Here is an 11,938-nt window from a genome sequence, read left to right on the forward strand (position 1 = left end):
GAGATCACGATGAGCACTGAAGCCATTCATCAGCACGAGCGGCGGCATCATGAGCGCCGCTCCTCACCGGGCGCGGCCCACCACGCCGACACGGCGGGCACCCACTCCATGCACAAGGCGAGCTATGGCCGCTTTGCGGCCATGGTGGCGACCTCCACTGTGCTGGGCTTCGGTGCCATGTACGTGAATACCTATCAGCTGGATCACGTGTATTTCAGCTGGAATCGGGTGTTCATGACCTTTGTCATGGCGGGCGTCATGACCGCGGTCATGATGCTCTTCATGTGGCGCATGTACCCGAACCGGTTCGCGAACTACGTGGTGCTCGGCGTGGCAGCGCTGCTGCTGCTCGGTGGCGTGGCGTTGGCCAGGACGCAGGCGACAGTCGGCGAAGTCGATTGGATGAAGGCCATGATCCCTCATCACTCGATCGCCATCCTCACCAGCGAACGAGCCAGCATCAGCGACCCGCGCGTTCGCGAGCTGGCCGACCAGATCATTGAGTCCCAGCGCAAGGAAATCGCCGAGATGAAAGCGCTGGTCCAGGAATTGGAAAACCGCTGAGGCTTAGCTTCGAGAAAAGGAGATCAACATGAGAGTAGTCATCACGGCTGCGCTTGCCGCCGCACTTGCTGGATGCGGCGCCATGGCTGGAGACGGTCCCGGGCGATCCGCTTCCGGCGACATGCCCGCAATGCGAAGCGGGATGCTGGGAGGCATGCAAGGAGGCATGCAAGGAGGCATGCCGGGACGCATGCAAGGCGGCATGCCTGGGGGAATGCAAGGCGGCATGCCTGGGGGCATGCAAGGGCGCCCAGGTGCGGCCATGGGCATGGCCGACCACATGCGTGCGATGGACACGAACGGAGATGGCCTGTTGTCCAAGCAGGAGTTCCTGAAGGCTCAAGAGGCCATGTTCGACCGGATGAAGAAGAACGAGCAGGGACAGGTCGCTATCGCCTCCATGGGGCCCATGGGCGGAATGGACGGCATGATGATGTGTCCGATGATGAAGTGACTTCGGGCGTGCGCTGCAGCACCGCAGGCCCGTCTTCCTTTTCTGACGATCCCCGCTCACAGCGCTTGACTCTCCCATCATGGGAAGGTTGAAACTGCCTCCATACCGTTTGATAGGGGGCTGCTGTGATCGAATTCGAAATACCTGAGATGACCTGCGGTGGATGCGCAAACCGAATCGCGCGCGCCTTGTCTGACGTGGGATGGGAGGACGCGCGCGTCGAAATCGATGTAGTCACTCGTCGGGTGCGGCTGCACGCGCCCGACGGTGAAGACATCGAGGTGTACCGCTCGGCCATCGAGGCGGCTGGGTACTCAGCCCGGACGGTGACCACATCGCCCCCGGCGCGCCGCGGCGGTGGCTGCTGCTGCGCCAGCCGGCGCAGCGACTCGGTCGACTCGGTTGACGTGCATCAACGCGTCAAGGCGAGCGCGGGTGGATGCTGCGGCTGAGATTCATAGCCGTTCTGGAAGGACTGACATGGCACACGGAGCACACACCACCAGCGGGCCGCAGACCACCCGGTCCTTCTGGCGCTCCCCTTTCGGGGTTGCCGCAACGGTGCTGGCCGTACTGGCGAGCATTTACCTGTATCTGGCGCATCAGGCCCATGTCTACGCTTTGCTGCCGTACCTGGTCCTTGCGGTGTGTCCGCTGATGCACATGTTCATGCACCGTGGCCACGGCCACGGCCACCACCACGGACCTAGCCATGAACAGCCATCAAGCCCGGCCGGCGGCCGAAATTCACAGGAAGGCTAAGGCGGCCGATCTGGCATGCAGCCTCGGTGCAATCGCACTCGGCGCCGGACTGGCACCGATGGCGCACGAGGTAATCGAGCCACACGCTTTGCACCTGCTCGCGAGTGGGCTGATCGTCCACGGCGGCGGAATGACGCTCAAGCACCGCTGGGAGAAAGAGCAGCGGGAACCGCGATGGTGGGAGCAGGCACTTTTCTGGCTGTGTTGGTTGCTACTGGCAGCGCTCGCCATTTTGATAGTTGGCCGTACTGGCGCTTCGGGTAGTGCCTAGCTGAAGGAATAACAATGAATCGCGATACCACCTCCGCAGAGATCATGCCGGACCACTCGCACCATCACGTTGAAGGTGGTCAAGCCCCCGGGCAGACGTGCACGCACCATGGCCATCACGCGAGTCACGAGCATCCGTTGCCTGCGGCGGGTCACGGCCCCCACGGACACGAAACGCAACGCGCTGTGGTGACGCCACCAAAGGGCGCCAAGGACGTCGAGTACACCTGTCCGATGCACCCCCAGGTGCGTCAGATGGGCCCCGGCAATTGCCCGATCTGCGGGATGGCGCTGGAGCCGGTTCTCGCAACTGCGGAGACCGGCCCTAGTCCCGAGCTTCGCGACATGACGCGGCGGTTCTGGATCGGGCTGGTGCTGGCCATCCCGGTGGTGGTCCTCGAAATGGGCGCGCACGTGTTCGCTCTCGGCCACTACATTGGCGCGCAGGCCTCCAACTGGGTGCAGCTCGCCTTCGGCACCCCCGTCGTGCTCTGGGCCGGCTGGCCGTTCTTCGTGCGCGGCTGGGCGTCCGTTCGCACCCGCAACCTGAACATGTTCACCCTGATCGCGCTGGGTACCGGTGCTGCCTGGCTGTACAGCGTGGTCGGCACGGTCGCTCCACAGCTTTTTCCTGAGCAGCTGCGCGGGATGGGAGGCGCGGTCGCCATCTACTTCGAAGCGGCCGCGGTCATCACCGTGCTCGTGCTGCTCGGACAGGTTCTGGAACTGCGGGCACGCGAGAAGACCTCCGGTGCGATCCGGGCGCTGCTTGACCTCGCGCCCAAGACGGCGGTCAAGGTGTCCGCCGGCCAGGAAGATGCCGAGGTGCCGATCGACACCATCGCGGTCGGGGACCTGCTGCGGGTGCGTCCGGGCGAGAAGGTGCCGGTGGACGGCGAACTGGTCGAAGGCAAGGGAACGGTGGACGAATCCATGGTGACCGGCGAGCCGATGCCGGTGGCCAAGTCCGCCGGATCGAAGGTGACGGCGGGCACCATGAATCAGACTGGCGGCTTCGTGATGCGGGCCGAGAAGGTCGGCGCCGACACCCTGCTGGCCCAGATCGTGCACATGGTGGCCGCCGCCCAGCGCAGTCGCGCGCCGATCCAGCGCATGGCCGACCAGGTGGCCGGCTGGTTCGTGCCCCTGGTCATCATCGTGGCGGCGCTCACGTTCGCCGCCTGGCTCGCATGGGGGCCGAGCCCGGCCTTCTCTTACGCGCTGATCAATGCGGTGGCGGTGCTGATCATCGCCTGCCCTTGTGCCCTCGGCCTAGCCACTCCCATGTCGATCATGGTCGGTGTGGGCAAGGGTGCTCAGCACGGCGTGCTGATCCGGGACGCCGAAGCTCTCGAGCACATGGAGAAGGTCGACACGCTGGTCGTCGACAAGACCGGAACGCTGACTGAGGGGCGGCCAAAGGTGGTGCACGTGGAAGCGGCGGCTGGCTTCGAGCGTGATGAGGTGCTGCGCAAGCTCGCCAGCGTCGAGCGATCCAGTGAGCACCCATTGGCCCTTGCCGTCGTGGCTGCTTCGAAGGAAGCAGGCATGCAACTGTCCGAGGTAACCGATTTCGACTCGCCGGTTGGCAAAGGGGTCGTCGGGTTGGTCGACGGCCAACAGGTTGCCAGCGGCAGCGCCAAGTTCCTGGCTGAGCATGGCGTCCAAACGACGGCGCTGGAGGCGGCGGCCGAGGCCCAGCGTGCGAAGTCCGCCACGGTGATCTATGTCGGCATCAATGGCGCGCTGGCAGGCTTCGTGGCCATTGCCGACCCGATCAAAGCCACGACGGCAGAGGCACTCCAAGGACTGCGCGAGGCAGGGGTGCGCATTGTCATGCTCACGGGCGATGGCCGCACGACCGCTGAGGCGGTCGGACGTGAGCTCGGAATCGATGAAGTGGTGGCCGAGGTCTTCCCGGAAGACAAGGCCGCAATCGTTCAGCGGCTGAAGTCGGAAGGCCGGATCGTTGCAATGGCCGGAGACGGCGTGAACGACGCGCCTGCCCTGGCTGCTGCCGACGTGGGCATCGCCATGGGCACCGGAACGGACGTGGCGATGGAGAGCGCGGGCGTGACCTTGCTCAAGGGTGACTTGCTCGGGATTGTTCGTGCCAGGCGCCTGTCGCGCGCCACCATGCGCAACATCCGCGAGAACCTCTTTCTCTCGTTCGTCTACAACGTGGCCGGTATCCCGCTGGCCGCTGGCGTGCTGTACCCGCTGTGGGGCCTGCTCTTGTCGCCTGTGGTCGCGGCTGCGGCGATGGCGCTGTCGTCGGTCAGCGTGATTGCGAATGCTCTCAGGCTGCGCGCGACAAAGGTGGACTGATCAGCCAAACTGCTAGGTTGTCCGCGCCTACTAGCCTCCAACAAGTCATGCTTCTAGGGCGCGGCGCTTGATCTGCTCGTGGTCAACCATAAGCGCCTTACTGGGTCCACGTGAACGTCATCTTCAAGTCGTTGCAATGGGAGGGCGGCAGGAGCTTCTTGTACTGGAGCTGACCGACGACGACGCCTGGTGAGATTCCCACCTGGCGAGCAAACGCCACAATCGCGGCTTTACTGAAGATGGGCCGAGCCGAGAACGCGGCGAACTCTTTGCGAGAGATCAGCTCGTTTTCGGCAAACTCATTGGCCTCATGCTCCTTGGCCTCATCGAGTCCGTTCGCGCCCTCGAGGAAGCACTCCTTCTTGCCATGCAGCAGGATATGGCCAGCCTCATGAAAGAACGTGAACCACAGGTGATCGTCGGTGCGGTACCGAAGGCTCAGCTGAATAAGGGCTTTGGTTGGGGTGAGCCAGCGCGTGGCGCCACTGACGCCTGTCTTCGGCAGCGCGGGAACGAACACGACGGCCACCCCCGCCTCGGCACACAAGCTTGCGAGGCGAGGCACAAAGACTTCTGGGGCCTCGCATGTGAGGCTGCGAATCTCGGCCAGTGCGGTGCGGAAAGCGCTGCGGTCAAACGGCGCGCAGGAGATCTTGGAGGCCTCCAACTCCCCGCGGCGCAGCCAAGCAGACACCGCCTCCGGCGAGATCTCGCCTTGCACGTGCTGGCGGTAGGCCACGGCTAGGTTCGGCCACATGTCGTCCCACTGGTCGACACTGGCAATGCCAAAAAATCGCAGCACCTCCACCAACTGTGCCTTCGCGTCCGCCGCCTTCGCAATCCAGCCACGCTTGATCATCTCGGTCACGGGGACTTTCTTGAGCCAAGTCCGGTCCCGCTCAAGCTTTTCTTCCTCCGCCAGGCGACTGAGCACCTCCTGGTAATTGCTCTCCAGGTTGAGCCAGTACTGCGCGGGCATGCCCAGGGCGCGCTCCAGTTTGATGGCGGTGTCCGAGGTGATCGCCGACTTGGCTTTTGCGATCGAAACGATGTGCTTGGGCGTTAGGCCGGTGCGCAGGGCGAGCTCGTGCTGCGTCATGCCCCGCATTTCCAGCTCGGCGACCAGGACCTCTCCCGGCGGGACCGCGTAGTCCGGCCGGTACTCGTTCAAGGTGTTGCTCTCATCCATGGGTGTCCTCAATTCCGCAGATCTCGATGGCCGTCACTTGCTTCCAGTCGAGGCCTCCCTCCGGGCGCGTGGGAAGTGGCTTGTGATGGACCCTGAAGACCAGCCGATAGGGGTGATCCAGGTCCATCGTGAGCTGCCCCTGCCGGTCGCCCGTGAGCTCGTGGCATCGGTGTGGCGGGCTCATAGGCGGCCCGAACGCCGCCAGAGTAGGTGCTGCCCTCAGCATCGTCAGCAGCACCTGGAGCTTCTTGGTCCTAAGCGGGCCGTGCACGCGAACCATGGTCTTGCCTTCGTTCAGCTCCTTGGCCAGGCGCTTGTTCGCAAACGTGATGTCCATCTGTTTTTATTAACCGGAGAGGTTATCACTTTTCCGGGGGAAGAGTGCGACTGGTTCCGAGTTCCCCGCTTCTCAGCCCAGCGGCCGCCAGCTCATCGGCCCCGCGGCGAGGCCAGCAGCCGTTCCCCAGCGCCGTCCAAGGGCAACGCCAGTTGGCAACTTGCCAGGTGGCCCTCGACTGTATAGAAATACAGCTACGAACCGGGCACGCGACGGCGCCGCCGTCGCTTGAGCTCCTCTGGGAGCGTGGGAATGTCGATCGATGTCTTTCCCATGGCCGAGAGCAGCTGGAGCGCAAAGACGAAGCTGTACGAGTTGCGGTTCACCTTGTTGATGAGGGCCTGCTCTTCGATGTCGACCCCGAGCGCCTGGAGGCGCTCGGCGATCTCCCAGTAGGGGAAGTTGCCGTCGTGGCGCGCGTCCTGGATCACCTTCTTCGCATACCGCCGGAAGAAGTCGATCTGAAGACTGTCCTTGTCTGCCACGTGCCCTTAAATCGAAACCGATTTGTCATCGTAGACGGAGCAAACAGCTATTTATCTGGAATACATCGAAAACGATTTGCGAGAACCCGGCGCCGGCCCGAGCGTCTCGCTTTCGTTGAGAGACTTAGCTCATGCATTCGAACCTGAACTCCGCCAGCAAAGGCCCACATTCGGTCTTGTGGGTCGGCGCGCGGGTCGGCTAGGAGTGAGTCGTGCCGGCCCACTTCCTCCTCACCGCCACCGCGAGAAACTTCACCCTTGAGGATCTCGAGGGCATGACCGAGGCGCGCGCCAGGGACTACTTCGCGCGATGCCGATGGGGTGATGAGGGCACACAGGTCTGCCCTGAGTGCGGGACAATCGACAAGCACTACTGGATCCGCACGCGCAAGCAATGGCGGTGCAAGGAAATCGCCTGCGGCCGGTTCTTCTCCGTCACGTCAGGCACGAAGTTCGCAGACCACAAGCTACCCCTGCGGAAGATCCTGAAGGCCGCACTGATCTTTGCTGCCAACGTGAAGGGGATCTCTGCAAGCGCCCTGGCGCGGCAGATCAACGTCGCTTACCAGACCGCCTTCGTCCTGCTCCATAAGCTGCGCGAGGGGATCGCAGAAGAATGCTCGCCGGCTCAATTGGATGGGATCGTTCACATGGACGGGGCGCACGTGTCCGGACGCCTGCGAAAGCCGAGGGTGAAGGAGCCGACCAATAAAGCGCAGGCGCGGGACCGCGTCGACGTCGCCGCCAACCCGACCCATCGGAATCGGCGCATCGTGATGGTGATGCGCACCGTCTCGCCCGAAAAGGGTAAGGGCGCCGTGCGGACTGTGGTTGAAGTGACCCGTGGCGAGACTGCAGAGATCGCCGCCGCGCTGGCGAAGAAGTACATCAAGCGAGATGCGACAGTGCACACGGACGAGCATCCTGCTTACTCTGGCTTCATGGCCAGGTACGACCACGAGACCGTGAATCACAGCACGCACTTCTCGAGCGATGCTGGCGTCAGCAACAACCAGGCTGAAAGCTACTTCGCTCGGATGCGCCGAATGGTTATCGGCCAAGTGCATCGAGTCACGCCGCGGTACATGGTGAGCTATGCGCGGGAGGTCGCCTGGCGAGAAGACAACCGGAGGATGCCTCCCAGCGTGCTCGTGAAGGACCTCGTGAAGGCTTCGCTTCGTCGGGCAGCGCGCGACTGGTGCGGATATTGGCAGCGCAAGCGGCGGCGAACTGAAGACATCTTCGAGCCGTAGCGCCTGGAGGCGCGGGCACCCGTCTTGGCTCAGCCCGCCTTGCGCTTCATCGCCGGAGGGGATTGCTCCTCCTCCGCGTCCTGCACAAGCGCCCACGTCCCCTCTGAGTTCGTGGCTTGATCGTGCTGAGATCGAATGAGGCCTGCGGCCCTCATCTTCTTCAAGCGATCTCCAACCCGTCCAATTAGGTCGGCCTTGCGCACCTTCGTCATGTCCAGGCCGGTCGCGCGCGCCACGTGCATAGCGATCTCTGACGTATAGCGTGGCGTCCCCTCAGCCTGGCGCAGGCACCTCAGAATCTCGCGGCTCATGACTCCAAACGGCAGGAGCGCGGGCCCACGCGGGCGAGTGCCGACGATTCGCTTCGGGTCCACCTTGACCTCATGTCGTGGTATCACGGCATCAAGCGCTGCGAGCTGCTGGTTCAGCTCGACCAGTGTGCGCGGCAACTGGTCCAGCGCCTTCTCGCACTGATCGATCTGGCCTTTGAGCCGCGATCGCTCACGAATGAGCCAAGCAAGCGAGGGCGGGGTCCTCAACAGTCCGGTGTAGTCACGGTATTTCGACATCGCCAAAGGATGCCAGAGGCACTGGACAGGCATCCAGTGCATCAGATAGATAATGCCGGGTTTAGCTGATTTTGGCTCGATAGGAGCGCGCGACCCGACCCCTGAAGAGCCAGGGGCAGCGCTGGCAGCCCTGGCGATCTCGGGAGCGGCGACAGGTCTGTGACGGCTAGGGGCCAGCTGCGCGAGGCGCGCGCCCACCTGAGCCGGATCAGCCGCCTGAACGCGCGGAACTGAGCGAAGAAGTCACGAGGAGCGCCGCGCCGACGCAGATGGCGATGTCCGCCACGTTGAACGCCGGCCAGTGCCAACCGGCCCAGTGGAAGTCCAGGAAATCGGTGACGGCGCCGAAGTGGATGCGATCAATCGCGTTGCCGACGGCGCCGCCCATGATCAAGCTGAAAGACGCCGCCTCGAGCCGACTCCTTTGCCAGGTAAGCATCCATGCGAGGGCGGCCGTCACCGCGAGGGCGAACGCCGCCAGCGCGTGGCGTTGCCAGCCGCCGGCGTCCGCGAGCATGCTGAACGCAGCCCCGTGGTTGCGCGCCGAGACGAGGTTGAAGAACGGGGCGAGACTCACGGAGGAGCCTTCGGCCATCCTCTCGCGTACGACCTGCTTGGTGCCGAAGTCCGCGAGCGCCGCGAGGCCAGCCAAGGCCCACCAAGGCAAGGCAACGCTGAGGCGATCACTCCATGCGCCGGCCGGCGGACTGGCTGGGGTTAGGCGAGGCTTCCGGGTCGCGGAAGTGGCTTTCATCCCTGGATTGGAAACCCTGTAGCCCCTAGAGGGTCAAGAGCCCGGCCGGTCAGGGGCGCTCGGGCAGCCAGCCCGGCGCCGTGAGGAGACCTCCACTGGCGCCTGCTTGACTCTGTAGCAGCTAGCAGGTTTGAAATCGGCCATGCCCCCTGGAGCGGATGTGGATCAGCAGAAGCAACGAAGCACCTTCGCAGTCCCGAAGATGGACTGCCCTTCCGAAGAGATCATGGTCAGGATGGCCTTGCAGGGCGCGCAGGGCGCGCAGGGCGTGCAGTCGCTCGCGTTCGACCTTGGCGCGCGAAAGCTCACGGTCGCGCACACCTCGCCGGTCTCGGAAGTGCTTGGCCGCTTGGAGCCGCTGGGCCTGGGCGCCCAGCTCGTTGACTCCGCGCCCATAGCGGCCGCAAAGGCTCGAAAGAATTGGGCCGCCGCTTGCAACCGGTCGGAGGCGGCGGCCCTAGCCTGCCGCTTGCAGCCATTGCCGAATGCGCGTCCCAAGCTCGTTTGGCCGCCTGGCGGAAATCGATGGCTCCCTCACGACGGCGACATTCGGAGCCGCGAACCCCTCATGCACGCCCCACAGTCGGTGCTTGCGCCGGAGCACAAGGAAGATTTCGCCAGCGCGGGCGCGGGGTAGCAGCACTTCGCGCAGGTACTGCTGTGCGGCCCAAACGCTCTGCAAGCCCGCAGCCAGCCGCACTTCGGCAGCCCAGCGCATGCAGCGCCAGCATCTTTTGACCTCCTGCGGCGCCGACATCCACAATATCCATTCGCCCCCACGGTCTGATACGACCGGTGGAGCTTGGACCAACTGTTCCATAGAACCTCCTTCATTGAAGAAGGGGGTCAGTTCTCAATGTCGCCAGGGGGTCAGTTTTACGTGTCGCCTGACATCTCAGGCCCCGCAGACCGCAGACCGCGGACCAGGGGCAGCCATCGCTGGCCTGGTGGCGCACACGCTGGTCTCGCGCTTCGCGTTGACGACGTGCCCTACTACCGGCAAGAGCAGGTCAAGGGGTAACGCCCCCCCGGCCGTGCACATGCCCCGATCAACGCTAGCGAGCTGGCTGGTGGAATGGCGCCGCACGCGAACAGTACACGCCATTGTGACGCCGCTGTGATCCCCAAGGCCGCGATTGCGGCCGTTCTTGGAACCCGCGACGCGTTTGCATCACGAGGACGTATGTATTGGCGCGCCAGTGACCGTCGGCTTACCCATGGGTTATCTTTCCGTTATGACGCCGGCTCGAAAAGGAAATGGGCTCTGCTCCGTCCGTTCTTCCAGTGGCCTTGCGTGAGTGAAACGATTGCCCCATGAAGGCAGCGCCAGTAGTGCGCCATGAACTGTTCGCCGGCAGCACGTGGCGATGCGCTGCTGTGACTTTGGACTTGCAGGTCGGTTGATATCTCAAGCCTCGCGAGTACACGAAGGATGCGCTTGGTTCGAGTGGGCTGCAGCGTCCGAACCATCGCATCGCCGGACCGCTGCCACACCGCTCCGGATCTCCGGGTTGGTTCAACGTTTCAGGAGCATCCATGGAAAATCTTTGGTGGCCAGTGGCGGCCGCCGCATTCGTCTCCCTGCACAGCCAGGCGCAGACGCCGATCCCGGCATCGCCTGAGTCTTGCCAAAGTTCCCAGCCTTCCAGTGCTCCCCTGAGCCTGGCAGAAGCAGTGGCGCACGCACTCGCCGCTAATCCGGAGTTGTCCGCAGCAAGGAAAGAGCTCTTTGCTGTACAGGCCGCACGCGATGAAGCCGGCCTGTCAGGAACCCGCAGCTGGAGCTGCAAGTGGAGGGCGCCCGAAGCGCGAGCGCGAAAACAACGGCGGGCGCCGAAGGAGATGCCCTCGCCAGCACCGCCCTCAGCTCTGCCGGCTTGCTGCGAAGGAAATGCCCTCGCCAGCACGGCCCTCAGCTCTGCCGGCTTGCTGCCTTGTCCTTCCGAACACTAGCTGCAGCCACTCCCGGTCGTTCCTATAAAGCCAGGCATAAGTCGCGGGCGCGGCACTTCGAGCTACCTTGACGCTGCCAGCCTGAGCCGAGGCGACTGCAGCGGTCCAGGCGTCCCTGTGGTGCACAAGATCAGCCTCGGAGCATCGAGCACGCCACAACTTCATAAGGGATGCGTCCGCAACCAGGATTCGGGACACAGAAGACATTGAAATGGTAAACCGCCGAGCCACGTCTGCCTGGGAGGTTCCCTGGCCGAGCGCAGCTCGCACCTTTTCTAGCAGGGTGCGTTCCAGCCGTTTGGGCTTTCGCATGGGGCTGTAGCCGGCTTGGGCGAGCCACCCTAGAGCGGTGTTGGTGCTGATCCCAAGCTGCTCGGCAGCCTTCCTTGCAGAGAGATGATCTCGCTGCACGAGGCGAACGAGTTCGAGTCGCTTATCTGCCCCGTAGGGATTGCCTCTTGCATGGGACTTGGGACGAGTCTCTCTTTCGAGCGTCAAGGTGCTGGTTCCAGCCCCGTCTCGAGCTGCCGAAAGCAGCGAATCCACGCTTCCAAACAGCCAATCACCAAGAGCAGACAGTACGATGGGGTGAATAGATCGCCCGCGAGATCCTGACAAGACTCGATGGATTCGGCTGGTGCTGGCCGTTGTACTCGCGCCCAGGTGATGCAATGGGACGAAGGCTTCAAAGGGGGAGAAGTGTTCCGAAAACGCTTTGCTGAACTCTTGGACGCGCAGCCGGCCCGAAGGCGAGAGTAGGCCGTGACGAGCAAGACCGAGTTTGACTGCTGCGGCAACGGATTCGGGGCACACCGATGCAGGGTCAAGGGTGGCCAGGTATGCGACACCGGCCGCGATCGCACCGGTCCGCCGGGTGAGATCGTCGTGAGTGATGTCGTCGCGCCGGTGTTGCCGAAAGCTCGGGCGGATCAGGGTTTCCTCGGAAGGGAGGCACCAAAAAAAGCGCTCGACGCGCGTCGACTTTGATGCGGCAAACCCAAGTACCTCATTTTCGTGCCT

The 11,938-nt window shown here is 63.6% G+C and carries 15 protein-coding genes; 9 read left to right on the forward strand and 6 right to left on the reverse strand.

All coding sequences use genetic code 11. The features are described from left to right. Window positions 1–9: 9 nt before the first annotated feature. The 6 genes from WG922_RS15950 (at window position 10) to WG922_RS15975 (ending at window position 4,378) form a co-directional block, all read left to right on the forward strand. Complete coding sequence (locus WG922_RS15950; RefSeq protein WP_340283742.1) at window positions 10–564, forward strand: DUF305 domain-containing protein; 555 nt, start codon at window positions 10–12, stop codon at window positions 562–564. Window positions 565–802: 238 nt separating this feature from the next. Then, the gene (locus WG922_RS15955; RefSeq protein WP_340283743.1) at window positions 803–1,018 is read left to right on the forward strand and encodes an EF-hand domain-containing protein; all 216 of its coding nucleotides are present in this window, start codon (window positions 803–805) and stop codon (window positions 1,016–1,018) included. A gap of 125 nt (window positions 1,019–1,143) precedes the next feature. Continuing rightward, entirely contained in the window at window positions 1,144–1,470 is a 327-nt protein-coding gene (locus WG922_RS15960; protein ID WP_340283744.1) for a heavy-metal-associated domain-containing protein, read from the forward strand. A gap of 28 nt (window positions 1,471–1,498) precedes the next feature. Continuing rightward, on the forward strand, window positions 1,499–1,780 hold the full coding sequence (locus WG922_RS15965; protein WP_340283745.1) for a DUF2933 domain-containing protein: 282 nt from the start codon (window positions 1,499–1,501) through the stop codon (window positions 1,778–1,780). Continuing rightward, complete coding sequence (locus WG922_RS15970) at window positions 1,731–2,051, forward strand: hypothetical protein (RefSeq protein ID WP_340283746.1); 321 nt, start codon at window positions 1,731–1,733, stop codon at window positions 2,049–2,051. Before WG922_RS15965 ends, WG922_RS15970 begins: the two co-directional genes overlap by 50 nt. A gap of 14 nt (window positions 2,052–2,065) precedes the next feature. After that, entirely contained in the window at window positions 2,066–4,378 is a 2,313-nt protein-coding gene (locus WG922_RS15975; RefSeq protein WP_340283747.1) for a copper-transporting P-type ATPase, read from the forward strand. 97 nt (window positions 4,379–4,475) lie between these two features. Here the strand turns inward: WG922_RS15975 and WG922_RS15980 are convergent, their stop codons facing one another. The 3 genes from WG922_RS15980 to WG922_RS15990 form a co-directional block, all read right to left on the reverse strand. After that, on the reverse strand, window positions 4,476–5,567 hold the full coding sequence (locus WG922_RS15980; protein WP_340283748.1) for a HigA family addiction module antitoxin: 1,092 nt from the start codon (window positions 5,565–5,567) through the stop codon (window positions 4,476–4,478). After that, window positions 5,560–5,904, reverse strand: coding sequence for a type II toxin-antitoxin system RelE/ParE family toxin (locus WG922_RS15985; protein ID WP_340283749.1), 345 nt, complete (start codon window positions 5,902–5,904; stop codon window positions 5,560–5,562). The genes WG922_RS15980 and WG922_RS15985 overlap by 8 nt, the downstream gene beginning before the upstream one ends. Before the next feature lie 194 nt (window positions 5,905–6,098). Continuing rightward, window positions 6,099–6,389, reverse strand: coding sequence for a DUF6471 domain-containing protein (locus tag WG922_RS15990; protein WP_340283750.1), 291 nt, complete (start codon window positions 6,387–6,389; stop codon window positions 6,099–6,101). Between the two features lie 212 nt (window positions 6,390–6,601). On the opposite strand from WG922_RS15990, the gene WG922_RS15995 reads away from it, so the two are divergent. Then, window positions 6,602–7,642 carry an IS1595 family transposase gene (locus WG922_RS15995; RefSeq protein WP_340283751.1) on the forward strand — a complete coding sequence of 347 codons (1,041 nt, stop codon included), beginning with the start codon at window positions 6,602–6,604 and terminating at the stop codon, window positions 7,640–7,642. A 29-nt stretch (window positions 7,643–7,671) separates the two neighbouring features. Here the strand turns inward: WG922_RS15995 and WG922_RS16000 are convergent, their stop codons facing one another. Together WG922_RS16000 and lspA are read right to left on the reverse strand one after the other, a co-directional pair. Further along, complete coding sequence (locus tag WG922_RS16000; protein ID WP_340283753.1) at window positions 7,672–8,211, reverse strand: hypothetical protein; 540 nt, start codon at window positions 8,209–8,211, stop codon at window positions 7,672–7,674. A 208-nt stretch (window positions 8,212–8,419) separates the two neighbouring features. Continuing rightward, entirely contained in the window at window positions 8,420–8,965 is a 546-nt protein-coding gene (gene lspA / locus WG922_RS16005; RefSeq protein ID WP_445322842.1) for a signal peptidase II, read from the reverse strand. A gap of 160 nt (window positions 8,966–9,125) precedes the next feature. Here lspA and WG922_RS16010 point away from each other — a divergent pair, with 160 nt between their 5' ends. After that, window positions 9,126–9,602: a hypothetical protein gene (locus WG922_RS16010; protein WP_340283756.1), complete on the forward strand. Its 477-nt coding sequence runs from the start codon at window positions 9,126–9,128 to the stop codon at window positions 9,600–9,602. A gap of 1,226 nt (window positions 9,603–10,828) precedes the next feature. Here WG922_RS16010 and WG922_RS16015 read toward each other — a convergent pair. Next, complete coding sequence (locus WG922_RS16015) at window positions 10,829–11,731, reverse strand: TnsD family Tn7-like transposition protein (RefSeq protein WP_340283904.1); 903 nt, start codon at window positions 11,729–11,731, stop codon at window positions 10,829–10,831. On the opposite strand from WG922_RS16015, the gene WG922_RS16020 reads away from it, so the two are divergent. Beyond that, window positions 11,681–11,905: a hypothetical protein gene (locus tag WG922_RS16020; RefSeq protein WP_340283908.1), complete on the forward strand. Its 225-nt coding sequence runs from the start codon at window positions 11,681–11,683 to the stop codon at window positions 11,903–11,905. The genes WG922_RS16015 and WG922_RS16020 overlap by 51 nt on opposite strands. Window positions 11,906–11,938 lie beyond the last annotated feature (33 nt).

It is taken from the genome of Ramlibacter sp. AN1015, from assembly GCF_037726105.1.
Taxonomy (GTDB): Bacteria; Pseudomonadota; Gammaproteobacteria; order Burkholderiales; family Burkholderiaceae_C; genus Ramlibacter.